Raw genomic sequence first — 24,575 nt, 5'->3', positions numbered from 1 at the left:
CCGCTGGGCTACTTCCGCTCAGGCGGTAGCCTCCGCGATTGCGTTCTTCCTTCCATGGCACCCCGCCGCAGTTCCTTCCTTCGCGATTTCCAGGAGTTCATCAACAAGGGCGATGTGGTCGATCTGGCGGTGGCCGTGGTCATCGCCGGAGCCTTCGGCAAGGTGGTGGATGCGGTGGTCAGCCTGGTGATGACCACGCTGCTGGCTCCGGCCCTCAAGGCCGCCAACGTGGCCTCGATCGCCGCCTGGCCCGCCGGCGCCGTGATCGTGGCGCTGATCAACTTCGTGGTGATCGCCTTCGTGGTGTTTCTGATCGTGCGCGCGATCGAACGCCTGCGCCGCAAGGAGGAGGCCGTTGCTGCCCCCGATCCCCAGGCCGATCTCGCGGCCGCCGCCACGCGCCTGGCCGAGGCCCTCGACCGCCGCGCCCTCTGAGGGCCTGGGCCCCTGTGGTTCGGTCGGCTCAGCGCGTGCTGATCACCGCCAGGACGGCTTCGCCGTAGCGCTCCAGCTTGGCGGCCCCCACACCGCTCACCTGGGCCAGTTCGCCAGTGCTGGAGGGCCGCAGTGCCGCCACCTCCACCAGGGTGCGGTCGTGGAACACCACGTAGGGGGCACCCCCTGGCTGCGGGCCTGTTCCCGCCGCCACTCCTTGAGGGCCGCCAGCAGGGCTTCGCCTTCGCGATCCAGCTCCGTGTCGCCCGCCCGGGCGCGCTCGGCGCCGCTGGGCCCCTGGCGGCGCTGCACCTGCCGGGGGCGGCAGGTGCACGGCGAAGCGGCTCTCCCCGCAGCAGCGGCCGCACCAGATCATCGGCTCCGAAGCGCAGGCCGCCACGGGCCTCCGGGTCGCTCTCCAGCAGCCCCCGGGCCACCAGCTGCCGAAACAGGCTGCGCCACTGGCCCTTGTCGAGCTCCTTGCCGATCCCATAGACGCTCAGTTGCTGGTGAGCCAGCTCCCTGATGCGGGCGGTGTCGGCCCCCAGAAGCACATCCACCAAATGGGCCGCCCCGAAGCGGCTGCCCGTGCGGTAGACAGCTGAAAGCGCCATGCGGGCGGCCTCGGTGCCGTCGCTGGAGCGGCCTGGCTCCAGGCAGCGGTCACAGTTGCCGCAGGGCTCCGCCAGCGCTTCACCGAAGTGGGCCAGCAGCACCTGGCGCCGGCAGCCCGCCGCCTCGGTGAAGGCCACCAGGGCATCGAGCTTGCCGTGCTCGATCCGCTTCTGCTCCGGCTCGGCGGCGGAGTCGTCGATGAAGCGGCGCAGCTGGGGCAGATCCCCCGCCCCGTGCACCATCCAGGCGGTGGCCGCCAGCCCGTCGCGCCCGCCCCGGCCGGTTTCCTGGTAGTAGGCCTCCAGGCTCTTGGGCAGGTCCACATGGGCGACGAAGCGCACATCGGGCTTGTCGATGCCCATGCCGAAGGCCACCGTGGCCACCACCACCACGGCGCTCTCCTGGCGGAAGCGCCGCAGCACCTGGGCGCGCACGTCGTTGTCCAGGCCCGCGTGGTAGGCCAGGGCGTCGAAGCCCGCCGCCCGCAGCGTCTGGGCCAGGCTCTCCACCCGGCTGCGGGAGCGGGCGTAGACGATGCCCGCCTCGCCCCTTTGCCCCTCAAGGAAGGCCAGCAGCTGGCGGCTGGGGTCGTCCTTCTCGCGCAGCAGGTAGCGGATGTTGGGCCGATCGAAGCTGGCGCTGAACACCCGGCCGCTTTCCAGCGCCAGGCGCTGGCGGATCTCCTCGCGGGTGCGCGGATCGGCCGTGGCCGTGAGCGCCAGCCGCGGCACCGCCGGGAAGCGTTCCGCCAGCTGGGCCAGCTGCAGGTATTCGGGCCGGAAATCGTGGCCCCACTGGGACACGCAGTGGGCCTCATCGATGGCGAACAGGGCGATCGGCAGCTCCCCCAGCCGCTCGAGGGTGTCGCCCGAAAGCAGGCGCTCGGGAGAGAGGTAGAGCAGGTCCAGCTCGCCGGCGCGCAGGGCCCGCCAGCTGGCGGCGCCCTCGGCGGGGCCCTGGGCGGAGTTGAGGGCAGCGGCGCGCACCCCCGCCTGGCGCAGCGCCTCCACCTGGTCCTGCATCAGGGCGATCAGGGGCGAGATCACTACGCCCGTGCCGGCCCGGCAGAGGGCGGGGATCTGGTAGCAGAGGGATTTGCCGCCCCCCGTGGGCATCAGCACCAGGGCCGAGCCCCCGCCAGCACATGGTCAACGATCGCTTCCTGGGGGCCGCGGAAGGCGCCGTAGCCGAACACCTCCCTCAGCACAGCCGCCGGCTCGCGCAGGGGTGCTTCGCTCATCGCTCAAGCATGCCCACGCCGTTCCGGAAGATCAGCATTCGGTTGTTGGCGGGCAGATCCACGCCTTCCGCCAGGTTCAGCCCCACCCGGACGGCCTCGGCCTGGATCACCTGGGCATCGCGAACCCCCATGGACGGATCGCGGGCCCGCAGCTCGGCGTCGAAGGCGGCGTTGCTGGCAGCGCTGTGCACGCCGCCCTCGCTGAAGGGGCCATAGAGCAACAACAGGCCCTCGGGCGAGAGCACCTGCGCCGCGCCGGCCAGCAGAGCCAGCACGGCCTCCCAAGGCATGATGTGCGCCGTGTTGGCCGAGAACACCGCCTCGAAGGGGCCCGCTGGCCAGGGCTGCTCGCGCACGTCGAGGGCGAGGGGCTCCAACAACCCCTCTGGCCGGGGGCTGCAGCAGCAACAAGCGCAGCATCTCCAGATGGGGCGCCAGCTCCGTCGGTTGCCAACTCAGGCCTTCGATCGAGGCGCAGAAATGCTGGGCGTGCTGGCCCGTGCCCGAGCCCAGCTCCAGCACCGTCGCGCGGGCGGGGAGCCGGCGGCGCAGCACTTCAAGGATCGGGCCTTTGTTGCGCTCGCAGGCGGCGGAGAACACCGCCGCTTCAGGCCGGCTGCCAGTCGTCCGGGGGCAGGGGCTTCTCGGTGTCCTTGAGCGAGGGGAAGGTGCTGCGGATCAGGGCCACCACCTCCTGGCGCACCTGGGAGCGGAAGCTGGCCGCCGCCTGGGCCTCCAGCACGGGGTAGTCGCTGGCGGCGGCGTTGTCCTCGCCCCGCAGGGGCTTCCAGCTGGTCTTTTCCCTGGCCTTGAGGGCCGCCAGCGGGGCAGCGAAATCCACCTGCAGCACACGGCCGCCGGCGGCGGTGGCCGCCACCCAGGCTTCCCGAGCCGGGATCAACGCCTTGGCCTTGAGGGTGTCGGGCAACCCCAGCACCGGTTCGTCGTAGGCCAGGGCGCGCAGCTCTTCTTCGAGCACGATGCGCCAGGCGCCCAGCTCAACGCCTGTCAGCCCCAGTTCCGCCTCGGCGGCCTTGAAGGCCTCCAGGTAGAAGTTCAGCCAGCGCACGTGCGACTTGTCGCGGAAGCTCTTGCGCACCGACCCCTTGCCCGTCGGCAGCTTGGGGAGGGCGGCATCGGCCTTGCGCAGGTAAGCCCGGTCCTCCGGTTCGAGGTTGATCGCCCCCCAGCGCTGGCGGTACTCCCACAGCTCCTCGTAGCGCCGCACGTCATCGGCCGGCCAGCCCAGCTCCTTGAGTTCCAAGGCCCGGTTCACTTCGCCCTTCAGCACCCTGTGGCCCGTCTCAGTCGCAGGAAGCGTAGAGGGCGGCCCCCTGGGGAGGTCAATCGTGGCCACCCGGAAGCGCCCGTCAGGGCCGGGATCGCCTTCAATTCAGGACGGGATTGAGCCCAGGAATGAAGGCAAGGTTGCCTGGGCTGCTCTGGATCGCCACCCCGGCGGCCCCCACCTGGAAGCGTCCTTCGTCGCTGCCGGAACCGCCCTGGCCGTCGCTGGCCTGGATCAGCACCTTGCCGCTCTCAAAGAAGGCATAGGCGTTGCGGGAGCCGTCGGCCCAGGCCAGGTCGTAGATGGTCTGGCCGTTGTCGTTCTGCAGGCGGCTGAGGCGGCAGGGGATGCGCTCGGCGTCAGCCTGGTCGCCCCGGCGGAACACGCAGACGCTGGGGGCGCCGGGTGCCACGCCCTCCGGTTCGCTGGGGCGCGCTTCTGGATAGGGAACCCGGGCCGTGTCGTCACTGCCTCCCGCTGACCCCTCGCCAGCCGCGGGCAAACGCTTGAGGAAATCGCGCACCGCCGCCGCGGAGACGGCGAAGTTGAGCCCCTCACTGTCGTTGTATTTGAACGTGGCGATGCCGGCGACGCAGTTGCGGGCGTCGAGCACCGGGCCGCCGGAGTTGCCCGGGTTGATCGCCGCATCGATCTGCAGGATGCCGTCGCGATCCCGGAGGCTGCTGACGACGCCGCGGCTGAGGCTGAACTCCAGCCCCTTGGGCGCCCCGATCACGAACACCTCCTGGCCCACGGCGGAGGGCCGATCGTTCAGCTTGAGCACCTGGCCGCGGGTGCCCTGCACCGCCAGCAGGGCCAGGTCGTTGGTGGGGAGCCGCCGCCGCCCCGGGCCACCACCTGGGCTCCGTCGCTGCGGCCGTCCACCCACTTGAGGTTCACCCCGTCGCTGCCCTCCACCACGTGGGCGTTGGTGACCAGGTAAGTGGTGCCGTTCTGCTGGGCGACCACGAAGGCGCTGCCGAGGCCGCGGTCGGTGCGCACCACGGCGACGCCATTTTTAGAGGCGCTGAAGATCTGCTCGGCGTTGCGGTTGCCGTTGGTGCAGCGGCCGCCGGCGCCCACCGCCAGGGGCGGCTGCAACCGAGGGGCCAGGGCGGTGGCCTGCACCATGGCGCAGCCGCCCAGGGCCAGGGCCACCCCGGAGAGGGCGAGGCTGGCGCGCCAGCGGGGGCGAGAGGCCTTCGGGGAGGGGGCATGGTCCTGGGGGGCGGGAAGGGGAGGCTGGCCTGGATCCTTTCTATGGCTTGGGTTTGCTCCTGTCGGCGGGGCGCTGCCCCCAAACGGTGACCGGATCTTTCCAGGCAGGCCTCCGGTCTGATCTGGTCATGAACCAGCGCGCCAGCGGGGCGATGATCAGGTCGATGGCCGTTTCTGGGTGATCTGAAACGCCGAGAGGTACGACAAGGCGATCTGCCCCCCAGGCAGCTTGTCGATGATCCTGTGTAACTCCGCGAACAGCGCTGATCGACGCTCGGGGTCCAACCGGAGATAGGGGGAGTAGGTGGCCAAGGACTCCAGGTACTGATCCGCCGACCAGGTGAGCTGGGTTTCAACCGACCCCTCCTGCAGGTTGCCGAACAGGTCCGATTCCAGGGCGAGTTGCGCCAGCACGCTGAGAATCCGCTGCTGCTCAGCCCTGGTTTCATGGCGGATCAGCTCTGGAGCATGCAGCTCGTAGGCCTCCAGCAGGAGTTCATGGGTGGCCTTTGAGGGCTGAAGTTCCATGTTCCACAACAAAATCAGATGGCCGCGTTCGTTCAGTGCTGAAGAGGCCTTGCGGTAGGCCACCTCTGGCGTCACCCAATGAAATGAACTGGCCGCCAGAACAGCATCGAAGGCTTGTTCAGCCAGGGGCCATTCCTCAAAGGCCGACTCGACGATTTCGATCGAGGGGTAGGCCTCACAACGTCGCCGAGCTGCCACAGCAAAGTCTCGGTTGGGCTCCAGGCACACCATCGGGCACCCCAAGGGAGCCAAGCCAAGGGTGGCGGTTGCCGGTCCACATCCCACCTCAAGGATTCTGGAGTAGCGGGTCAGTCCGGCGACCTTGATGACCTGCTCGATCAGCTCCTGGGGATAGGCCGGACGTGCACGTTCGTACACCTGGGCCGCTGCCGAGTACCACGATTTCCGTTCCCCAAGATCACGGGCCCCGTAGGACGCGATGGACTGCTTGAGATCAGCGTCGTTCATGCGAACAAGCCTGGCCTTGCCTTGTTTTCAGGCTAGAGATCGGCACCGCATGGGACCTGTCTCCAAGCCCTCCTTGGCGGCGCGCCGAACCGCTCTCCCCAGCCTTCACGGTGACCCTCAATGGCTTCCTGATCAACGCGGGCTCAAGGTTCCCCCCAGGACGGCCAAGCGAGGGAAGGGGCGCGACTTTTAAACTCAAGGCATGACCAGCCCCGTCAGCCAGCACCAGATCGCCCCGGCCCGGGTGCTGCGGGGGAGGCGGCCTGGGCCGAGGCCCTGCCGCTGATCGCCGGCCTTTGTCGCCGCCCGTTGCTGCTCGGTCGCAGCGCCGCCACCGCCGAACTGCGCCAGCGGTTGGCGTCCGATCTGCGCGATCAGGGCCTCGATCCGATTGATGGTGAGCTGCAGTTCGACTGCTGCGAGCAGGATCTGGGGCGACTGCAGGCGGAGCTCACCGCTGCAGCCCGCGCTGGCCGCGCCGTGGATGCGGTTCTGGCCGCCGGTGGCGGCAAGGTGCTCGATGCCGGCAAGTTGCTGGCCCAGCGGCTGGACCTGCCCTGCCTCACCGTGCCCACCAGCGCCGCCACCTGCGCCGGTTGGACGGCCCTGGCCAACCTCTATTCCCCAGCCGGTGCCTTCGAGGGCGATGTGGCCCTTGATCGCTGCCCGGAGCTGCTGGTGTTCGACCACGGCCTGGTGCGCCAGGCGCCCGTGCGCACCCTGGCCAGCGGCCTGGCCGATGCGATGGCCAAGTGGTACGAGGCCCAGGTGAGCAGCGGCAGCAGCGGCGACGGCCTGATCCAGCAGGCGGTGCAGATGGCGCGGGTGCTGCGCGATCAGCTCCTGCTTGAAGGGGAGGCGGCCCTGGCGGAACCCGGCGGTGAGGCCTGGGTCCGGGTGGCGGAGGCCAGTGGCCTCACCGCCGGTCTGATCGGCGGCCTCGGTGGCGCCCGTTGCCGCACGGTGGCCGCCCATGCGGTCCACAACGGCCTCACCCAGCTGGAGGCCACCCACGGCAGGCTCCACGGCGAAAAGGTGGGCTTCGGGATCCTGGTGCAGCTGCGTCTGGAGGAGCAGCTCGCCGGCAACCAGCTGGCGGCCCAGGCCCGCCGTCAGCTGCTGGGCTTCTTTCGCACCCTCGGCCTGCCCGTGACCCTCGCCGATCTGGGCCTCGCCTCGGCCCCCTTGAGCGATCTGCAGGCGATCTGTGCCTTCGCTTGCCTGCCCCACTCCGACCTCCACCATCTCCCTTTCCCGGTCACCCCCGCTGATCTGCTCGGGGCCCTGGTGAGCGCCGACGCCTGCCCCACGCACCAGCGCGAGCTCGCGGCTTGAGCGCTGGAGAGGCGCTGCTGGCCGAGGCTGCCCGCAGCCTGATCGACCCCCAGGGGCGGGACCTGGCCGCCGCGGTGCAGTGGTGGGAGCTGGCGGGGCTGGAGGGTCGCTGGCCGGTGGCGCTGCTCGGCCAGGGGCCGCCCCTGCTGCTGCTCCATGGCTTCGACAGCTCGCTGCTGGAGTTCCGGCGCCTGGCGCCCCTGCTCTCGGCCCGTTTCACCCTGGTGATCCCCGACCTCTACGGCTTCGGTTTCTGCCCCCGGCCCAGCGAGGGTTCCTACAACCCGGCCGGGGTGCTGGCTCACCTGGAGGCCCTGCTGGCGGCCATCGCCGAGCGGATCTCCCCGGACCCAATGGGTCTGATCGGCGCCTCCATGGGCGGATCGGTGGCGGTGGAGCTGGCCCGTCGGCAGCCCGAGCGCATCGAACGGCTGCTGCTGCTGGCCCCCGCCGGGCTCACCGGCCGGCCGATGCCGCTGCCGCCCTTGCTGGATCTGTTGGGGGTGCGCTTTCTCGCCCTTCCCGGCGTGCGCCGGGGCCTAGTGCGCACCGCCTTCGCCGACCCCGCCAGCAGCGTGGGCCCCGCCGAGGAGCAGATCGCCTCGTTGCCCCTGGCGGTGCCCGGCTGGGGGATGGCCCTGGGCCGCTTCGCCCGCAGCGGCGGCTTCGCCGGCTGCGGTGATCCCCTGCCCCCCAGCCCCTGCAGGTGCTCTGGGGCGCCAACGATCGCATCCTGCGGCCGGCCCAGAAGCGCGCCGCCCAGGCCTTGCTGGGGGAGCGCCTGCGGGAGCTGGAGGATTGCGGCCACCTGCCCCATCTCGATCAGCCCCAGCGGGTGGCCGAGGCCTGGGCGTGGGCTGCTGAACAGCCATGAGCACTGGCCATGACAACTCCCGCCCCAGCCCTGCGTTGCAGCTGCTGGCCAGCGGCCTGCAGCTCTGGATCCGCCAGCAGTGCCAGGCCGTCGATGCGCTCGAGCTGCAGCTCCACGGCAGCGCCCTCCAACTCCTGCGCGGTCGCCTGGAGGGGGTGAGTGTGGTGGCCCAGGGGGTCGTCTACCAGCAGTTGATGTTCGAGCGGGTGGAGCTCACCAGCACCGCGATCCGCGTGCAGATGGGCGGCCTGCTCAAGGGCCAGGGCTTGCAGCTGGAGGAATCGTTCCAGATCAGGGGCGCCGTGGCCTTCAGCGGCGAAGGTCTGAACCGCTCGCTCACCAGCCCACCCTGGGGGTGGCTGGGGGACCTGCTGGCGGAGCAGTTGTTGGGGCGTTCGCCCCTGGGGAGCCTGCGCATCGCCGACGAGGTGCTGGTCCTTGCGGTGGTTGCGGGCGAAGGGTCACCACCCAGCGAGATCTGCGCCATGACCCAGGCGGTGAAAGGCAGCGTCGAAATCAGAGCGATCGAGGGGAGTGCGGTGGCACGCCTGCCCATGGATCCATCGATTCGCATCGATGAAGCCCGCTTGAGCAAGGGCAACCTCGAGCTGGAGGGCGAGGCGAGGGTGTTGCCCTGAATGCATAAGGAGAGCCGGTTCTAGATCTTTGTTCCAAGCGCGACAGCTCCACCATGCGGTTCCGCTGGCCGACGAGAGCCAGGAAGTTCAACAAAGATCATCAGGGGGCGGCTCAGGAGAATGGCATTGTTAGTCGATTACTGCCTGCATCAAAGATCACTTGGTTTGAGACCGGTGTTCTTGGCAATTCGAGACAGCATCCTGGGGCCAATCTCCTCGCCATCATGGAATGCAAAGACATAGTCCGGATAGCCTGCGTGTTCAAGGGTCTTGTGAGATCCTGACTGACGCTTAACTCCCCATCCAATGGACAGCAGGGCTGCTAATACTTTCTTGGCTTTAGCTGACGGCCAATGACTCATGCAGAGAGTGGAAGGGAAAACTGGATGCTGACTGGCTCGGAGTCGCCATTTTCAAGCCGATCAGCGATTACACGAAGGGCTAAGACCTCAGCTTTTGACATTGCATCAGCAGAGGAACTCCCGTATGCAAGAACTCCAGGCAGCTCGGGCACCTCGGCGATCCAACGACCGTCTACTTCTTCTTCGCACTCCAAAGTGAAATTCATTTGTAGCTCCCTATTGATGCCATTGTAGCAATATTCCAAGCTAGAGCGCATCCTGTTCCTCCGCTCAGCCCGGCGCCCTTCCCAGAGATTCGGCTAAGTTGTTATTGGATGGTTTCTGTGAACCACCGCTGAGAGAGCACCCCTTTCTGAGAACCGCGTCTCAAGGGCATCGGGCTCACAGCAAGAACCCAGTTGAATTAGAGGCTTTTAGACCCTTCTCCATAGGCTTGGCCGTGATTCTCGGGTGCGAGAACCACTTGTTCATGACGCCACACAATGTCTGCCGGGTTGCGGACACAAACGGCCCACGATTGAGAACATTGATATAGATCATGGTCGTGCTCACGTTTTGATGGTGCAGAAGTTCCCTGATCGTGTGGATGTCCTGGCTGCCCTGCAGTTGACGAGGGGAAAGCGGGTAGCGCCACTTCAAGTCATTGGAGAACAGCCTTGAGGCATCCCGTGGCGTTGTCAATCCATTCCGCTGTGCTGGCCTGAGCGCTGTAGCCCAGGCCTCCCTCAGGTCTCCTGTGCAGTTTCAGGGCTGCTCTCGCCGCAGCGTTTCAGCACGGCATGAATCACTTCCGGAGCGATCCTGAAATCACTGCCATGCAGTTGGGACAACACGGCCCGAGCTGACGGGATCAAATGGCGCGCTCGGGCCATGCCGATGACCGCGGCTGTACCTGCCATCGACAGCCCCAAGCCCTGGGCCACGGCCCGCCCTGAGCGCTCGTCGATCAGCAGCAGCGCCGGGCCCGGATGCGCCAGGGCCAGGCGAATGCTGGCCGCTTCTCCCTCATCGAGATCCGGCAGGTCAGGCCCGTCTGGAATGGGACCAGCAATCTGCAGCCAGCCAGCCTCCAACGCAGCGGTGATGCGCGCTTCTTCCGCAGGGAAGCCTCCGGTGATGACCTCAGCGGCGACCACTTCTGGGATGAGGACCTCCCCGAACAGCTCCTTCAGCCAGCCGATCCCGTTCACACGGGCGAGGCCGATCAGAGGGCTGGCGTCGCTGATGACGACTGCAGCCATTGCTCCAGGGTGTCAAGGTCGGCGTTGGCTTCGGCTTCCGTCAGCCGGATCACCGGAATCCCCAGCCGTGAGAGGTGGGAGATGAAGGCGGCCGTGTCCATCTCGGCGACCCGGGCGGCGCGGGCCAGGGACAGCTCACCATCGCGGAACAGGGCCGTGGCCAGCGCGGGCCGCACGCCCGGTGCCTGCAGCAGTCCGTCCTGATCGAGGCCCATCAACACCGCATCGGGATGGTCCCTGTTGAGCACGACGACCATGCCCTGCTTGGACTGGCGCAGGGCCTCGGCCGGATTGTTCTTGAGGCCGCTGACGCTGACGGCATGCATAGCCCATCCCTCCAGGGATGATCTGATGGGATGATCCTAAGGGCGATTGAGAAGGGAGGAGGTTTGCCCACTGGTGGCAATAGCCAAAAGCAGCACCAAGCCTTTGGCCTCCAGGAGTCGCAGCCGATCCCGCAACAAGTGGCTGCCGCTATCTCCGAACGAGCAGCAAGCCCGCGCCGCCGCCAAGGGCGCCCCGCTGCTGGAGCCCTGGCGCGAACACAACACCTTGCGTGGACTGCGGGATCGGCTGCAGCTGGCTTTCGACTGCTGGAACCTGCTCGATGCTCCCGACGGCACCAGTCGCCGCTCGGTCTACCTGCCCCCTGGCGTCAAGGAGCCGGACTCCTCATACCGCAACCGGATCGAGAACGCCCGGCCCACCGGCTTTTTCCGTGACGCGCTGCCTCACACCCTGCAGGCGGTGATCGGTGATGTGGATGGACGCGGCACCGATCTGGGGGTATTTCTGTTCATCGCCGATCTGTTGGTGCTGCGCGATGGCGGCTGCCGGACCATCAATCCAATGACTGCGAAACAACCTGATTGCCAATGTGGCTGTCAATCGCTGGATGGGCCTGTGCCAGCCATTTCGTTGCGACTTGCGACGGAGAAAAGCTGCCTTGAGATGAGAAAGTTTGTGGCAACCTTCACCCTGCCGATCAATTGTTGGGTTTATTGAGTTACTTCGTTTCACTGGTCTGGCTCCTGTGTCACGTTTTCAGGGAGCCCTCATCGAAAAGGTTTGCTCCCTCAGCTTCGCCCAGAAACGTTCTACTCAGGACAGTCTTCTTCAAGAAACCAGTGGCACCAGCAGCGTGACGAAATAAAAGACCACCGCCGGTGTGAACAGGTAGCTGTCGATGCGATCGAGGATACCCCCGTGGCCGGGGATGGCATCGCCTGAATCCTTCACGCCCGCATCCCGTTTCATCATCGATTCGGTCAGGTCGCCCACGAGGGCGAACACCGCCACCACACCGCCCAGCAGGCCCCCCAGGGCCCATCCCCCCAGGGCCAACCCAGCAGCACGCCGCCGATCGCGCCGGTCAGCACGGCACAGCCCATCCCCCCAGGGCCCCCTCAACCGTTTTGCCCGGGGAGATCGGCGAGAGCGGATGGCGCCCGAGCCGGCGCCCGATCACGTAGGAGCCGATGTCGGTGGCGACGATCAGCAGGCAGGCCAGCAGGGTGAAGGCCATGCCCGGGCCCAGGGGCCAGGGGGCGCCCACCAGATGGGGGGCCAGGGCTTCGCCTGTGAGGTCGCGCAGCTTGAGCCAGTGGCTGGGCAGAAAGCCCAGGTAGAAGAGCCCGAAGATCGAGGCGGCGATGTCGGCGATCGTGCCGGTGACCGGCTGCAGCAGCAGCCAGCCGCAGATCGCCGCCCCCGACACCGGCAGCACCGCCGCCGCCAGTTCGGTGGCGCGCTCGCCGCCGCCGCTGGCGGCCTGGGTGGCCAGCAGCAGCACCTGGCAGAGCACCAGGGTGGTCTTGGTGGCGGGCCGGATCCCCTTGAACTGCGCCAGGCGGAAGAACTCCAGCAGGCCCAGGTGAACCAGCACGCACACCGCCAGGGTGAACCACCAACTCCCCAGACTCACCACCACCAGACCGAAACCGCCTGCCGCCAGACCACTCACCACCCGGGGGAGGGAGGTGCGCTGGCGCGGTCCCGGCAGAGGGGGATCGGCGGGGATCAGCGGGCTCAAAGGGGGCGTTCGGCGGCGATCAGGAACAGGGGTTCGGCCGCCGCCAGCCTGGCTTGGCTGCCCCGTCGCTGCATGCGGTGCACGGTGGCCTGCACCACCTGCACGTCATGGGCCTGCAACTGGCCCAGGGTGTCGGTGGCATCCACCAGCCCCTCCAGGCTCGTGGTGCTGATCACCAGCCGGCCCCCGGCTGCAGCGCCTGCCAGACGGCGTTCAGCACATCCGCCAGGGGACGCCCCACCTCCAGCAGCACCCGGTCGGGGTTGGCGGGCAGCCTGTTCAGATCGCTCGGGGCCTGACCCTCGTGGATGTGCAGGTTGCTGATGCCGAAGCGGCGGCGGTTGCGCTTGAGCAGCTCGATCGCTTCGGGGTCTCGCTCCAGGGTGTGCACGGCTCCGGCGGGCATCAGCCGGGCGATTTCCAGGGCCAGGGCGCCGGTGCCGCCCCCCACGTCCCACACCAGCGACTGGGCCCTGGGGCGCAGGTGGGCCAGCAGCATCACCCGCAGTTCAAGCGGCGTAGGGCTGAAGCCTGGGGCGTCCTCGAAGCTGCTGTCCGGCACCCCGGGGGTGACGAAATCCCACTGGAAGGGTTCGACGGGCACGCCCCCAGCAGCTGCTTGCATGGGCGTGCTCAATCCGCCAGGACGCTCACCGTATCAGCGATCTGGCCGGGCCAGAGTGCCCGCTGACGCCGCAGCCAATCGGCGCGCTCGGCGTCGATCCGCTCACCGGGGATCAGCAGGGGAATGCCGGGTGGGTAGGGGCAGAGCGGCTCCGCCGCCAGCCGTCCGGCGGCCTGCGCCAGGGGCACCGGCTCGGCCCGGGCTCGCCAGGCCACGGCGGGGGCCAGCTCCGGTTCGGCCACCAGGGGCAGCGGTGGCGCCGAGAAGGCGGGCAGGGGGTGCCCCCGAGTTCTCGCCCCAACTGCTTGAGCTGCTTCCCCAACCGGGGGATCAGCCGGCTGGGGGCGCAGCCCCAGGCAGAAGGTGAGGCAGCCCGGTTCGGGCAGTTCGGCGATCACGCCGCGTTCCAGCAGCCACTGGTCGGCGTCGAGGCCTTGGATCCCCAGGGCCGCTGCGTGCAGTACCAGCCGCAGGGGATCGTCGTTGGCCACAACGGGCAGCCCCTGGCGTTCCAGGGCCGCGCGCAGCCGCAGACCCAGCTCCAGCGAGCGCCCCAGCCGCCGCCGGCCGTCGGGGCCGTGCAAATGCGCCAGGGCCGCTTCGCAGGAGGCCAGCAGCAGGGCGCTGGGGCTGGAGGTCTGCAGCCAGAGCAGCGCCCGTTCCACAGCCGCCGGGTCCACCCTGGCGGAGGCGCCTGGGCCCAGCAGCAGCACGGCGCTCTGGGCCAGGCCGCCGGCGGCCTTCTGCAGCGACTGCACCACCAGATCGGCGCCGCTGGCCAGGGCCCCCTGCGGCAGCAAGGGATCGAGACCGAAGTGGGCGCCGTGGGCCTCATCCACCAGCAGCGGCAGACCGCGTCGGTGCACCAGCTCCACCAGCGGGGGCAGATCGGCCGCCAGCCCCTGATAGGTGGGGTTCACCAGCACCACTGCTGCCAGCTCACCTTTTGCCAGTTCCCCCCGCCAGCTCCCCCGCCGCCTGCAGCACCCGCTCCAGGTGGGCGGCATCGGGGGGCAGCCAGAGGCCGGTGGCCGGATCGAAGGGCAGATCGAAGAGCACCGGGCGGAGCTGAGCGAGCACGCAGCCGTGCAGCAACGAGCGGTGCAGGTTGCGGGGCAGCAGCACCCGCGAGCCGGGCGGGCAGAGCCCGAGCAGCGCCACCTGCAAGAGCCCGCTGGCGCCATTGACCCCGAACCAGCAGCGCTGGGCCCCGAGCAGCTTGGCCGCGGCGGCCTGGCTTTCGGCCACCGCGCCGTCGTGCTCCAGGGGCCCGCCGATGCTGGGCAGTTCCGGCAGGTCCCAGGAGCCGGGGGCTGGCGCAGCAGCCGCTTCAGATCGGGCGCCAGGCCCCGGCCCCGGCCATGGGCCGGCAGGTGCAGGGCGAGGTCGGCCCGGGCCAGGCGCAGGGCATTCAGCAGGCCCATGGCTCCCCGGAAGGTGTTCCTAGAGTCTGCAGACACGACCAAGGTCCCGGGAGAACCACGCCATCGCCGACGCCGCCCTTCCCCTGCGCTACGACCCCAAGGGTGACCTGCGCTGGCTCCTGCTTCGCCCCTGGGTGCTCATCGGACGCCTGCTCCAGGTGCTCAGCCAGCTGGCCGCCCTGGCACTGGCCCTGCTGATCCAGGGCTCCAGCAGCGACGCCGCCGTGCAGCGCCGGCTGGGCCAGAAGATCCTCACCACCCTCACCAACCTGGGCCCCTGTTTCATCAAGGTGGGCCAGGCCCTTTCCACCCGGCCTGATCTGGTGCGACGGGACTGGCTCGACCAGCTCACCCAGTTGCAGGACAATCTCCCCCTTCCCCCACGCCATTGCCCTGGCGGTGATCCAGGAGGAGCTGGGGGCCCCGGCCGATCAACTGTTCGATGTGTTCCCCCAGGCGCCGGTGGCCGCCGCCAGCCTCGGGCAGGTCTACAAGGTGCGCCTGGGCAGCGGCCATTGGGTGGCGGTGAAGGTGCAGCGGCCGAACCTGCCCCAGATCCTGCGTCGGGACCTGGCGATCATCCGGCTGCTGGCAGTGCTCAGCGCGCCGCTGCTTCCGCTCAACCTGGGCTTCGGGCTGGGGGAGATCATCGATGAGTTCGGTCGCACCCTTTTCGAGGAGATCGACTACCGCCTTGAGGCCGACAACGCCGAGCGCTTTGCGGCCCTGTTCGAGCACAACCCCACGGTGTTCGTGCCCCGGGTGGAGCGGCTGCTCTCCGCCCGCCGCGTGCTCACCACCCAGTGGATCAACGGCACCAAGCTCCAGGAGCGCCGAACCCTCGAAGCCGAGCACCTCGATCCCACGGCGCTGATCCGCACTGGCGTGATGGCCGGGCTGCAGCAATTGCTGGAGTTCGGATACTTCCATGCCGATCCCCACCCCGGCAACCTGTTCGCCCTGCCGGGCAAGACCGGAAACCTGGGCCATGTGGCCTATGTGGATTTCGGGATGATGGACTCGATCAGCGACTTTGACCGGCTCACCCTCACCGGCGCGGTGGTGCACCTGATCAACCGCGATTTCCAGGCCCTGGCCGGGGATTTCGTCGCCCTGGGGTTCCTCAACCCCAGCACCGATCTGACCCCGATCGTGCCCGCCCTGGAGACCGTGCTGGGCGGCCAGCTCGGAGAGAACGTGGGCAGCTTCAACTTCAAGGCGATCACGGATCGCTTCTCCGAACTGATGTTCGATTACCCGTTTCGGGTGCCGGCGCGCTTCGCCCTGATCATCCGGGCGGTGGTGAGCCAGGAGGGGCTGGCGCTGAGGCTGGATCCCGCCTTCCGGATCATTGGCGTGGCCTACCCCTACGTCGCCCGGCGTCTGCTGGCCGGCGACACCGCCGAACTGCGCGAGAAGCTGATGGAGGTGCTGTTCGATCGCCATGGCCGCCTGCAGCTGCAGCGGCTCGAAAGCCTGCTGACCGTGGTGGAGGCCAACGACGGCGAAGGCTACGGCGATCTGCTGCCCGTGGCCGGTGCTGGCCTGCGGCTGCTGCTGGGGCCCCAGGGCAGCAGCCTGCGTCAGCGGCTGCTGCTCAACCTGGTGCGCGACAACCGGCTCCAGACCGATGACCTCCAGGGCCTGCTGGCTCTGCTTGGGCGCACCTTCTCGGTGCGCAAGCTGGCGGGCGGGATGCTGGCGCGGCTCAATCCCCTCGCCGGCGCCCTCGAGGCGGCGGCCTAAGGTCACAGCCCCATGCCCCTGGCCACCACTTTGTTCCCCGACCCGATCACCCTCAGCGAAGCGGCCAGCGATGCGGCCAGCGGAATGTTCGGCGATCTCGACGCCCAGGAGATCCTGCTGGAGTACGTGCCCTACTACAGCGATCCCCCTACGCGGTGGCGATCTTCGGGTTGGCGGTCGGGGTGCTCTGCGGGCTCACCTTCGCCAAGGTGATCCAGAACCGGCTGGAGGGCTGGAAGCAGGACCGCTTGACGTTGCTGCCGCTGGCGCGCATCGAAACGGTGGCTCCTGCGATCGGCATCGTGCTGGGCATCACCCTGTTCATCGGCGGCATCCTGCAGGTGTTTGGCTTTGGCGGTGCCACGGCGCTGCTGGTGGCGCTGCTGCTCTCGTTGCTCACCGCCGGCGGACTCTGGGTGCAGCTCGCCCGCCTGATGGCCCAGGTGGACGCGGGCACCTTCAAGGCCGTGGATTTCGACAACTTCGATCAGTTCTTCTAGGGCCCTTGGTCGGCTTACCCCAGCGACCCCAGCGGACCTGCGCCGAGGGGCTGGCCCTGCGCTTCTGGCCCGGCTGGCTCGATGGTGGCCCCCCGGGCGCCGATCGACTGCTGTTCCAGCTGCTCGCGGAGGTGCCCTGGCGCCAGGAGGCGATCAGCCTGTTTGGCCGCAGCCATCCCCTGCCCCGCCTCACCTGCTGGGTGGCCGATCCCGGTTGCCACTACACCTACAGCGGCCTGCTCAATCAGCCCGAGCCCTGGAGTCCGCCCTTGGAGGCCGTGCGAGAGCAGCTCGGGGCGCTGCTGGGCTGCCGCTTCAATTCCCTGCTGCTCAACCGCTACCGCCATGGGGGCGAGCGCATGGGCTGGCACGCCGACGATGAGCCGGAGCTGGAGGCCAGCGCGCCGATCGCCTCGCTGAGCCTGGGGGCTACGCGCAGCTTCCGGCTCAAGCCGAAACGCCCCGAACGATTAGCCCACGCCCCGATCAGCCAGGAACTGGGCCATGGCGATCTGCTGGTGATGGATCCCCCCACCCAGCGCCACTGGCTGCACGCCCTGCCGGCCCGCCTGAAGATCAAGGAGGAGCGGATCAATCTCACCTTTCGGGTGGTGAGCGGTTGAGGCTGCCTCCGCGATGGAGGAAGTCTCAACATGAAAGCGCAGATCGCTTGATTCAATTTTTCCCAGATCCGTCCGCTTCCAGTTCCCGTTCCCACGACCCCAGCAGTCGCTCGCAGAGCAGGATGGCGCCGGCATCACGCTCAGCAAAGCTGTCTTCGCCCAGGAGAACGGATTCAATGCGCTCACGGATCGACAGCTCGGTACTTGGCGTGGGCCGCATCAGTCGCATGAATCCCGCAACCGGCATCAGCCCCTCGGCCTTGCGCAGGGCATGAAATCGGCCTCGGGCTTCCTCAGCCTCCATGGCCAGCACGTCGTCGTCGGGATCCAGCAGGCTCGGCTTGTACGCCTCGGGGATGGCCAACTCGCCAATGAAGGCTCGGAAAAAGTCTCCCGGCGTCCACGGTTTTCCGTTTTGATGGCAGATCGGTTTGGCGTTGTAGATCCGCTCGTGCAGGACTCGATCGCGGATCGCGCCTCGAAAGTCCTCAGAAAGGGCCACGTTGGCCATCCCAAGGGCCTGAAATGTGCTCGTATCCGTGTTCTTGTTGAGCTTCAACTCAAGGCCAGTCAGCACCGAGTTGAGAAGTTTGATCGGCAGCAGCTCTGGGCAGTTATGGGCCCAATCCTGAAGCGTTTGGCTGCTCCAACCGTTGGACTGGCGCCACACCAACAGCATGTCGCCAAAAGCGTTGATGTGCTCTTCGCATTTCTCTTGCCATTTAGCTTCGTAAATTGAGAGATCAGGCATAGTCGAAACGACAGGAAATCAAGAATCCTTGCTTGAGAGCGCAGACGGAGCACACCCACGAGCGAATGACGCTTGGACATACGCCGGCCTGGTAAGACTACAAAACGCAGGGAGATAGAGCTTTCCCTGTCACTCCCCATCAGAGTGTCGCGATCAGGCCGTGGGTCCTATTCCGGCGGCGCCTGGACCGCCTGGGCCTCGGCCGCTTCGAGCATGGCGGCCGTGACCTCGATCACCTCGAGGGCGTCGTCGTTGTCGAGGTAGGAATCGAAGGAGCTGTAGCGCCGGATGCTCGGGGCATAGGTGGGGTTGCTACAGACCTCGCTCCAGGCCAAACCCTCGGGCTTCACCACCAGATAGCAGGCCAGGGCCTCATCGAGATCCGCCGCATCGCTGAAGCTGTCGCCCTCCCAGAGCACCTCGAAGAAGGTCATCGCGATCGATCCACACCACTCAGATCTAGCCCGGGCGACGAACCATGACAGTCAGCGGAGGCTCCATGGGCCGCTGACTAGGAAGAAGGCAGTTCCACTGACTGGTCTCCATGGGCGGAGTCCTGATTCTGCTGGTGATCGTCGTGGCCATCGTTCTGGTGAGTGGCGCGTCAGAAGGACGCCGGCGCACCCGGGAGCTGTTGCACCACTTCAAGCACCTGGAGGTCCGCCTGGCGGAGCTGGCCCTTCAGTTGCAGGGCATCGATCTGCGGTTGATCGACCTGGAGCGCCGCCAAGACGAGCGGGCAGAGCGGCGATCCCCGTCCCCCTCCCAGAGCCGGCGCCGCCCTCCCTGACAGCCGAACCACGGGAGGTTCGATCGGATTCCTTGCATGAGAGCGCCGAGCGGCTGGGCAGTACCCCGCCGCCGCCGTCCAGTCCCAGGGCGCCCCATCAGCAGGGTTCGGTTCGTGCCCCCCAGGCGCCCGAACCGGAGCGCTCCCCGTCCCGCCGCCCTGCCGTCCGGCGTCCACCGCTTCCCCCAGCCCCGCTTCCCCCAGCTCCGCTGCCACCAGCCCCGCCTCCGCCGGCGCCGGCGGAACCCAGCGCCCTGCAACTGCTCTGGCGCCGGATTGAGCGCCTGTTCATCGAGAACTGGACCGGCATCCTCGGTGTGCTGGTGGTGGTGGCCGGGGTCACCTTCGTGGTCATCAACGTCGCCCTGCGACTGGGCCCCTTCCAGCGCTTCTGGATGACCGTGGCGGCAGCGGCCGCCCTGGCGGCTCCTTCCTTAGTCCTTGGGCATCGGCTCCCCTGGCGCAACCTCACCCACTGGATGCGCAGCGGCGGGGCCGCCCTGTTCCTGTTCGCCTGTGCGGCGGGTGGTGGGCTGCCGGGCCTCGGTCTCCAGTGGCTGCAGAATCCCCGCCAGGGGCTGGCGCTGCTGAGCCTGGGGGTGGGGGTCAACCTCGCCCTGGCCGGTGTCGCCCGCACCCAGACGATCGCTTCGTTGCACGTGGTGCTGGGCCTGGTGCCCTTGATGATCGTGCTGGACAACCAGCCGGCACTGGCCGCTGAAACGCTGCTGATCGCCAGCCTGGTGGCCCTGGTGGGCTTGATCCTGCCCCTGCGCCGCCCCTGGGATCCCCATCTCCTGGTGGTCACCCTGGCCTATGCCGCCTTCCACGGCGCCTGGTTCCTGCGCTGCGCCGAGGCGCTCCAGGCCAGCGGCGACCTGCGCCTGCGCGGAGCCCTGGCGGCCCTGCTGGTGTTCGGGGGCGGGGCGCTGCTGCAGCACCGCCGGTTGCTCAGCCGGAGTGAGGGGAGCGCCGCGTCGCTGGCGCCGTTGCCCCTGGCCCTGCAGCTCAGCAACTGGGGCGCCCTGGCCCTGGCTCTGCTGATCTACCCCCAGCAGGCCGCCAGCCGCGCTGGGGCCCTGGCCCTGGCGGCGCTGGTGGCGGCACTGCTGGCCCGACGGGCGCGCCAGGGCCAGCTGGGCTGGCTGCAGCTGAACGACACCCTGATCGCCCAGTCCTTGGCCATGGGGGCGGTGATCAGCCTCCACCCCCTGATCGCCAACGGCCCCTTGCTGCTGATGGTCCTGCTGGTGGAGACCCTCCTGTTCCTGCGCCTGGGTGTTGTGGAGAACGACTCCACGATTCGGCGCCTCGGCTGGGGGCTGGTGAACCTGATCGCCCTGCTGCTGGTGCTGGCCGGGGTGGAGGCGGGGGTGTCCGGTGGAGCGCCGGCCCTGCTCTGGCAGAACGGCGGTGTGCTGATCGGTGCTAGCGCCCTGCTCACTGCGGTGCAACGGCAGCTCAGCCTCAGGCTCGTGAAGCTCCCCCTGCCAGCGCTGCTGGGTTGGCTTGCCGGAGCATTGGCCTTCGTGGGCGCCATGGTCTGCCCGCCGGAGCCCAGCCGGGAGCTGCTGGCCCTGGCGGTGATCGGAGCCCTGCTGCTGGCGGGCCGCCGCTGGCGACCCGACGGAGTGCTGGCAGGAGCCACGGCGGCCGCGGTCGCAGCCCATGGCGTCGGCTGGATCCATGGGCTGCAGCTGTTGGCTCCCGGCAGCCATGGGGGTGTGACCCTCTATGCCCAGGGGTGGTCAGCGCCGACGTACCTGCCCCACCTCCTGCCCCTCACTGGCCTGGCCCTGCTCGCCCTGGCGATGCGCCGGGAGACCGTGGTCAGTGGCATCGGCTGGGCTCTGTTCAACGGCACCGGCGTGGTGCTGATCATCGGCACCGTGTTGAGCACCACCACCCAGGGCGGTCCTGGAGGCCTGGCGCTCAACGGGGGTGTCCTCGTGGCCTGGGCCGCCTTCACCACCCTGGTGCAGTTGTTGATGCGTCGCTTTGCCGTTCGTCAGCCCTTGCCTCCGTTGATGGGTGGCCTGAGCGCGGTGCTGGTGTTCGTGGCCGCCGGCCTCTGCACCCCCGAAGGGGGCCGTGAACTGGAGGGCCTGCTGGCGATCGGTGGTCTGCTGCTGATCGCCCGCCGCTGGCGGCCGGAGGCCCTGATGGGCAGCCTCGCCGCGGCGGCCGTCGCCCTCCATGTGCTCAGTTGGGGTGCTCAGCTGCAGCAGCTGCCCTGGTCGCCCCTGCCGCTGCTGGGCCACCTGCTGCCGCTCACCACCCTGGCCCTGCTGCTGCTGGCAATGAAACGGGAGCCGCTGGTCAGTGCTGTCGGTTGGGCTCTGCTCAACGGCACGGCGGTGATCCTGATCCTCGGCGCCCTGGTGGGCGCCGCATTGGAGAGAACCGCAAGCTGGCCTGAAACCGCCTCAGGACCAGCCCTGGCGGGACTGCTGGTGGCCTGGGCCGGCTTCACCACCCTGGTGCAGGTGTTGATGCCTCGATTCGACCTTCGCCAACCCTTGCCGGCCTTGATGGGCTGGATCAGCCCGGCCCTGGTGCTGACCGCCGTGGTGGTCGGCACCCCCGCCGCTGGCCGTGAGCTGGAGGCAGTGCTGGCCCTGGGCGCCCTGTTGCTGATCGCCCGCTGCCTGCGGCCGGATGGCTTGCTGGTGGGCACCGCCGTTGCCGTTGCCCTCACCCATGCCGTCGCCTGGGGAGCGCTGCTGCTTGAGCAACCCTGGGCCACGGCCCCCCTGCTGGGCCACCTGCTGCCACTCACCGCCCTGGCACTCGTCACCATCGGCAGCGGCGGTCCCGGGGCGGTGCGCCTGTTGGGCCTCGACCTGCTCGGTCTCGACCTGGGCCTGGCGGCTTATCTGTTGTTTGAGCCGATCTCTCCGTTGATCCCCGGTGTGGTCTGGCTGCTGCTCTCCCTGGTGGCCCTGGAGAGCTCCGATCGGCTGAGGCGCTCAATGGCCACCCATGCCTTGGTGCTGGGCCTGCTCTACCTGCTGGCCTTCGCCGGGTCGTACCTGCTGGTGATCAGCCAGAGCCCGGCCCTGGTGAGCGCCGGGCCGTTCACCCTGCCGATCCGGCTGCTGATCGAGCTATTGGCCCTGGCGGTGGCCCTTTACTGGTGGTTCTTCTCGCCCAGGGAGCGCCTGCGGGAGCAACCGCTCTGGCAGGCGGTGCACCCCTGGTTTCTGGAGGTGGTCCTGGTGGGGGTCGTGGTCACGATCCTGGGCGAGGTGGAGGCGCTGTGGCGGCCGGTGGCCTGGTCGTTGCTGGCCCTGGTGCTGGTGAGTGATCCCTGCCGACGCCTGTTCGCCACCCGGGTGAAGGTCTATGCGGTGATCCTCTACTGGGTGGCGGTCGCCACGGTGGTGGCCATGCTCAGCAGCCTGGAGACCCCGTCGCCGCTCTGGTACGAGCAACCCCATCAGCTCGCCCTGGTCGCCATTGGCCTGCAGATGACGTTCATCGTCGTCTCCCACCGCAGCCTGGACCTCCAGGAGTTGCGACAACCCGGCGGGGGCCCGCTGCTGGCTTGGGTGGGTCGCCGGGTGGCGGCCCACCGCAACCACTGGCTCTACTACCCGATGTTCGCCGCCGTGGCCTACTACCTCTACCTGCGCTACGACCCCTCCCTGCACACCCTGCTCTGGGCCGTTGAGGCGTTCGCGCTCTACGTGCTCAGTGCCCTGCTGAGGGAGAACAGCTTTCGCACCATCGCCCTGGTGGGGCTGGGGATCTGCCTGTTGCGCCTGATGTCGATCGATCTGGCCCAGGTGGATCTGGGCCTGCGGGGGATCGTATTCATCGGCGTGGGCCTGCTGATGCTGGCGATGAATGCGATCTACAACCGCTTTCGCGCCCGCTTCGAATGACATCCGAGCGCCACGTTCCCCTGCGCACAGTCCTGCTGGTGTTGCTGCTCGCCGGCGGTGCTGGACTGATCGCGCTGTTGATGCAGGCGCGTCCCGGTAGCCCCTTGACCTCCTCCCTGGCCACCCCCTTCCAGTTGCTGGGCACGCCGTTGAAACTGGCCGACCGGCTGGCCAGCCGGGGGATGCCGATCGGCTCGTTGGAGGAACGGGATCTGGGGGACACCTTCCGGGAGCGCTATGCCTACCAGGTCAAGGTCTCCGACCCAGACCAGGCCTACCTGGATGCCCTGATGCCGCTGATCCGGTCCCATGCCAGGAAGCCCTTCCCCTACCGCGCCTATGTGATTCCGTCGGAGTCCGCCAACGCCATGGCGCTTCCGGGCGGTGTGATCCTGGTCAACAGAGGGTTGCTGAACACCCTTGGCTCCGAGGCGGAGCTGGTGAGCGTGTTGGCCCACGAGGCCGGCCACATCGAACTGGGCCACTGTTTTGACACCGTGCGCTTCCAGTTGCTGGCCCGCAAGCGGGGCAGTGAAACGCTGGGGCAACTGGCTGATCTGGCCCTTGGGATCCTCGTCCAGCACAACTACAGCAAGGCCGCCGAGCACGAAGCCGACGTCTACGCCTTCACCCTGCTGCGCTACAGCCCCTACGACCCCCGGGGCAGCGGGGCCAGCTTCGCTTCCCTCGAACGCTCCGAGGGCTCACAATCCAGCCGTGCCGACGACCACGCTGATCTGCTGCGGGATTACATCAGCTCCCATCCGCCCCTGGCGATCCGCCAGGCGGAGTTCAGCCAGGCTGCCGAGGCCTGGTGGCGGGGCCATCCGGCAGAACGCCGCTACTGGGGCCGCCGAAACCTGCGCGGGCGACGGGCCTTGAGCGCCCTTGATCTGGGGGCGGAATGGCACGGAGCGCGGTTGACACCGCCAGCCCCTCAAGCCACCAGATAGCCCTCCAGCTGGCGCGAACGGGCGCGAATCGCCTCCAGCCCACGACGCTCGAGGTTGCGGGTCTTGTCGCGACTCATGCCCAGGGTGCGGGCGATCGAGGTGAGGCTCATCGGCTCCTCCACATCGATGCCGTAGCGCATCTTCAGCACCCGGCCCTGGATTTCGGGCAGCTGCTCCAGCAGGGTGCGCATGTCGCCCCGCAGGCAGGCGCTGTCGACCGCCTGCTCGGGCAGTTGGGCGTCGCCCTGGAGCAGATCCAGCAGCTCGGTGTCATCGCCATCGCCCACCTTCATCTCCAGGCTCACGGGCGCTCGGGCGCGGCAGAGCAGATCCTTGACTTCTTCTTCGGGCAGCTCCACGGCCACGGCCAGCTCACTGACGGTGGGGGTGCGGCCCAGCTCCTGGCTCAGCTCGCGCTGACCTTTCTTGAGCTTGTTGAGGGTTTCGGTGATGTGGATCGGCAGCCGGATCGTGCGGCTCTTCTCGGCGATCGCCCGGGTGATTCCCTGGCGAATCCACCAGTAGGCGTAGGTGGAGAACTTGTAGCCGCGGGTGGGATCGAACTTCTCGACGCCACGCACCAGGCCGATGGTGCCCTCCTGGATCAGATCCAGCAGCTCCATGTTCCGGTTGGTGTACTTCTTGGCCACACTCACCACCAGCCGCAGGTTGGCGGCAACCATGCGCTCCTTGGCGCGGCGGCCATTGGCCAGCTTGCGCTTGAGCACGGGAAGCTCCAGCTGGGCGGCGGCGGCCCATTCGGCCTCGGAGGGCTTGGCGCCCTGGCGCATCTCCAGCTCCTCGACAACCTCCTCGAGCGCCATCAGCTCCTGCACCTGGCGGCCGATGGTGATCTCCTGCTCATGGCTGAGCAGGGGCACGCGACCGATGTCGCGCAGGTAGGAGCGGACCAGGTCCGTGCCACCGCCCAGGGTGGATGTGCCATCGGCCGAGGCAATGGGGATGGAAGGCATGGGTTGGGAGTAAGGAACCCTTGTGGTT

General features: G+C 68.2%; 25 protein-coding genes and 7 pseudogenes. 11 read left to right on the top strand and 21 right to left on the bottom strand.

Features of this window, described 5'->3' with window-relative positions:
- Positions 1 to 54 precede the first annotated feature (54 nt).
- The gene (mscL, locus tag AAF143_RS09950; protein WP_255007164.1) at positions 55 to 435 is read left to right on the top strand and encodes a large conductance mechanosensitive channel protein MscL; all 381 of its coding nucleotides are present in this window, start codon (positions 55 to 57) and stop codon (positions 433 to 435) included.
- 28 nt (positions 436 to 463) lie between these two features.
- Here mscL and AAF143_RS09945 read toward each other — a convergent pair whose 3' ends face one another.
- The 9 genes and pseudogenes from AAF143_RS09945 to AAF143_RS09905 form a co-directional block, all read right to left on the bottom strand.
- Positions 464 to 811, bottom strand: a complete 348-nt coding sequence (locus AAF143_RS09945; protein WP_414027048.1) for an HRDC domain-containing protein — start codon at positions 809 to 811, stop codon at positions 464 to 466.
- Positions 812 to 839: 28 nt separating this feature from the next.
- Positions 840 to 2,165, bottom strand: a pseudogene (locus AAF143_RS09940) (RecQ family ATP-dependent DNA helicase); the annotation flags it as partial.
- Positions 2,165 to 2,290: a hypothetical protein gene (locus AAF143_RS09935; protein ID WP_414026955.1), complete on the bottom strand. Its 126-nt coding sequence runs from the start codon at positions 2,288 to 2,290 to the stop codon at positions 2,165 to 2,167. The pseudogene AAF143_RS09940 and the gene AAF143_RS09935, both read right to left, overlap by 1 nt.
- On the bottom strand, positions 2,287 to 2,670 hold the full coding sequence (locus tag AAF143_RS09930) for a DUF938 domain-containing protein (protein WP_414026954.1): 384 nt from the start codon (positions 2,668 to 2,670) through the stop codon (positions 2,287 to 2,289). The genes AAF143_RS09935 and AAF143_RS09930 overlap by 4 nt, the downstream gene beginning before the upstream one ends.
- Before the next feature lie 100 nt (positions 2,671 to 2,770).
- Positions 2,771 to 2,845, bottom strand: a pseudogene (locus tag AAF143_RS09925) (hypothetical protein); the annotation flags it as partial.
- Positions 2,846 to 2,897: 52 nt separating this feature from the next.
- Complete coding sequence (locus AAF143_RS09920; protein ID WP_255007168.1) at positions 2,898 to 3,581, bottom strand: hypothetical protein; 684 nt, start codon at positions 3,579 to 3,581, stop codon at positions 2,898 to 2,900.
- Between the two features lie 97 nt (positions 3,582 to 3,678).
- Positions 3,679 to 4,383, bottom strand: coding sequence for a trypsin-like peptidase domain-containing protein (locus tag AAF143_RS09915; protein WP_414026953.1), 705 nt, complete (start codon positions 4,381 to 4,383; stop codon positions 3,679 to 3,681).
- Positions 4,350 to 4,736, bottom strand: coding sequence for a hypothetical protein (locus tag AAF143_RS09910; protein ID WP_414026952.1), 387 nt, complete (start codon positions 4,734 to 4,736; stop codon positions 4,350 to 4,352). Before AAF143_RS09910 ends, AAF143_RS09915 begins: the two co-directional genes overlap by 34 nt.
- Positions 4,737 to 4,952: 216 nt before the next feature.
- Entirely contained in the window at positions 4,953 to 5,792 is an 840-nt protein-coding gene (locus AAF143_RS09905; protein ID WP_255007170.1) for a class I SAM-dependent methyltransferase, read from the bottom strand.
- A 202-nt stretch (positions 5,793 to 5,994) separates the two neighbouring features.
- Between AAF143_RS09905 and AAF143_RS09900 the strand changes: the two are divergent.
- From AAF143_RS09900 to AAF143_RS09890, 3 genes and pseudogenes are all read left to right on the top strand, one after another.
- Positions 5,995 to 7,127: pseudogene (locus tag AAF143_RS09900) on the top strand (iron-containing alcohol dehydrogenase family protein).
- A gap of 191 nt (positions 7,128 to 7,318) precedes the next feature.
- Positions 7,319 to 8,001 (top strand): annotated as a pseudogene (locus AAF143_RS09895) (alpha/beta fold hydrolase).
- Positions 7,998 to 8,639, top strand: a complete 642-nt coding sequence (locus AAF143_RS09890) for a DUF2993 domain-containing protein (protein WP_255007175.1) — start codon at positions 7,998 to 8,000, stop codon at positions 8,637 to 8,639. Before AAF143_RS09895 ends, AAF143_RS09890 begins: the two are co-directional and overlap by 4 nt.
- 149 nt (positions 8,640 to 8,788) lie before the next feature.
- Here AAF143_RS09890 and AAF143_RS09885 read toward each other — a convergent pair whose 3' ends face one another.
- The 4 genes from AAF143_RS09885 to AAF143_RS09870 form a co-directional block, all read right to left on the bottom strand.
- Entirely contained in the window at positions 8,789 to 9,001 is a 213-nt protein-coding gene (locus AAF143_RS09885; protein WP_255007176.1) for a type II toxin-antitoxin system HicA family toxin, read from the bottom strand.
- On the bottom strand, positions 8,998 to 9,246 hold the full coding sequence (locus AAF143_RS09880; RefSeq protein WP_414026951.1) for a type II toxin-antitoxin system HicB family antitoxin: 249 nt from the start codon (positions 9,244 to 9,246) through the stop codon (positions 8,998 to 9,000). Before AAF143_RS09880 ends, AAF143_RS09885 begins: the two co-directional genes overlap by 4 nt.
- A 480-nt stretch (positions 9,247 to 9,726) precedes the next feature.
- Complete coding sequence (locus tag AAF143_RS09875; RefSeq protein WP_261358858.1) at positions 9,727 to 10,242, bottom strand: DUF3368 domain-containing protein; 516 nt, start codon at positions 10,240 to 10,242, stop codon at positions 9,727 to 9,729.
- On the bottom strand, positions 10,206 to 10,568 hold the full coding sequence (locus AAF143_RS09870) for a UPF0175 family protein (protein ID WP_255007179.1): 363 nt from the start codon (positions 10,566 to 10,568) through the stop codon (positions 10,206 to 10,208). Before AAF143_RS09870 ends, AAF143_RS09875 begins: the two co-directional genes overlap by 37 nt.
- 73 nt (positions 10,569 to 10,641) lie before the next feature.
- Here AAF143_RS09870 and AAF143_RS09865 point away from each other — a divergent pair, with 73 nt between their 5' ends.
- Entirely contained in the window at positions 10,642 to 11,247 is a 606-nt protein-coding gene (locus AAF143_RS09865; protein WP_414026950.1) for a hypothetical protein, read from the top strand.
- Positions 11,248 to 11,358: 111 nt separating this feature from the next.
- Here AAF143_RS09865 and AAF143_RS09860 read toward each other — a convergent pair.
- The 5 genes and pseudogenes from AAF143_RS09860 to AAF143_RS09840 form a co-directional block, all read right to left on the bottom strand.
- Positions 11,359 to 12,244: pseudogene (locus AAF143_RS09860) on the bottom strand (phosphatidate cytidylyltransferase).
- A gap of 26 nt (positions 12,245 to 12,270) precedes the next feature.
- A complete protein-coding gene (locus tag AAF143_RS09855) occupies positions 12,271 to 12,450 on the bottom strand; it encodes a hypothetical protein (protein ID WP_414026949.1) in 180 nt (59 codons plus the stop codon).
- Positions 12,447 to 12,878 (bottom strand): precorrin-6Y C5,15-methyltransferase (decarboxylating) subunit CbiT, encoded by a 432-nt coding sequence (gene cbiT / locus AAF143_RS09850; RefSeq protein WP_414026948.1) that lies wholly within the window; start codon positions 12,876 to 12,878, stop codon positions 12,447 to 12,449. Before cbiT ends, AAF143_RS09855 begins: the two co-directional genes overlap by 4 nt.
- Before the next feature lie 29 nt (positions 12,879 to 12,907).
- Positions 12,908 to 13,819 carry a hypothetical protein gene (locus tag AAF143_RS09845; RefSeq protein WP_414026947.1) on the bottom strand — a complete coding sequence of 304 codons (912 nt, stop codon included), beginning with the start codon at positions 13,817 to 13,819 and terminating at the stop codon, positions 12,908 to 12,910.
- Positions 13,820 to 13,838: 19 nt separating this feature from the next.
- Positions 13,839 to 14,147 (bottom strand): hypothetical protein, encoded by a 309-nt coding sequence (locus AAF143_RS09840; protein WP_414026946.1) that lies wholly within the window; start codon positions 14,145 to 14,147, stop codon positions 13,839 to 13,841.
- Positions 14,148 to 14,406: 259 nt separating this feature from the next.
- Here AAF143_RS09840 and AAF143_RS09835 point away from each other — a divergent pair.
- The 3 genes and pseudogenes from AAF143_RS09835 (at position 14,407) to AAF143_RS09825 (ending at position 17,192) form a co-directional block, all read left to right on the top strand.
- Positions 14,407 to 16,069: pseudogene (locus AAF143_RS09835) on the top strand (ABC1 kinase family protein).
- A 12-nt stretch (positions 16,070 to 16,081) separates the two neighbouring features.
- A pseudogene (locus AAF143_RS09830) lies at positions 16,082 to 16,569 on the top strand (hypothetical protein).
- Between the two features lie 5 nt (positions 16,570 to 16,574).
- Positions 16,575 to 17,192, top strand: coding sequence for an alpha-ketoglutarate-dependent dioxygenase AlkB family protein (locus AAF143_RS09825; protein WP_255007184.1), 618 nt, complete (start codon positions 16,575 to 16,577; stop codon positions 17,190 to 17,192).
- Positions 17,193 to 17,244: 52 nt separating this feature from the next.
- On the opposite strand, the gene AAF143_RS09820 is transcribed toward AAF143_RS09825, so the two are convergent.
- Positions 17,245 to 17,943: a hypothetical protein gene (locus AAF143_RS09820; RefSeq protein WP_255007185.1), complete on the bottom strand. Its 699-nt coding sequence runs from the start codon at positions 17,941 to 17,943 to the stop codon at positions 17,245 to 17,247.
- Positions 17,944 to 18,110: 167 nt separating this feature from the next.
- Entirely contained in the window at positions 18,111 to 18,377 is a 267-nt protein-coding gene (locus tag AAF143_RS09815) for a hypothetical protein (protein ID WP_255007186.1), read from the bottom strand.
- 110 nt (positions 18,378 to 18,487) lie between these two features.
- Between AAF143_RS09815 and AAF143_RS09810 the strand changes: the two genes are divergently transcribed.
- Genes AAF143_RS09810 through AAF143_RS09800 form a run of 3 tightly spaced genes read left to right on the top strand, consistent with a single transcriptional unit; the run spans position 18,488 to position 23,573 of the window.
- Positions 18,488 to 18,733 (top strand): hypothetical protein, encoded by a 246-nt coding sequence (locus AAF143_RS09810; RefSeq protein ID WP_414026945.1) that lies wholly within the window; start codon positions 18,488 to 18,490, stop codon positions 18,731 to 18,733.
- Between the two features lie 32 nt (positions 18,734 to 18,765).
- The gene (locus AAF143_RS09805) at positions 18,766 to 22,620 is read left to right on the top strand and encodes a hypothetical protein (RefSeq protein WP_414026944.1); all 3,855 of its coding nucleotides are present in this window, start codon (positions 18,766 to 18,768) and stop codon (positions 22,618 to 22,620) included.
- Positions 22,617 to 23,573 carry a M48 family metallopeptidase gene (locus tag AAF143_RS09800; RefSeq protein ID WP_255007190.1) on the top strand — a complete coding sequence of 319 codons (957 nt, stop codon included), beginning with the start codon at positions 22,617 to 22,619 and terminating at the stop codon, positions 23,571 to 23,573. Before AAF143_RS09805 ends, AAF143_RS09800 begins: the two co-directional genes overlap by 4 nt.
- On the opposite strand, the gene AAF143_RS09795 is transcribed toward AAF143_RS09800, so the two are convergent.
- Positions 23,558 to 24,547, bottom strand: coding sequence for an RpoD/SigA family RNA polymerase sigma factor (locus tag AAF143_RS09795; RefSeq protein WP_255007192.1), 990 nt, complete (start codon positions 24,545 to 24,547; stop codon positions 23,558 to 23,560). The two genes, AAF143_RS09800 and AAF143_RS09795, sit on opposite strands and share 16 nt — an antisense overlap.
- Positions 24,548 to 24,575: the final 28 nt, after the last annotated feature.

Origin of the sequence: Cyanobium sp. ATX-6F1 (genome assembly GCF_047395825.1) — a bacterium.
Taxonomy (GTDB): domain Bacteria; phylum Cyanobacteriota; class Cyanobacteriia; order PCC-6307; family Cyanobiaceae; genus ATX-6F1.
This window is presented reverse-complemented; position numbering and strand designations above follow the sequence as displayed.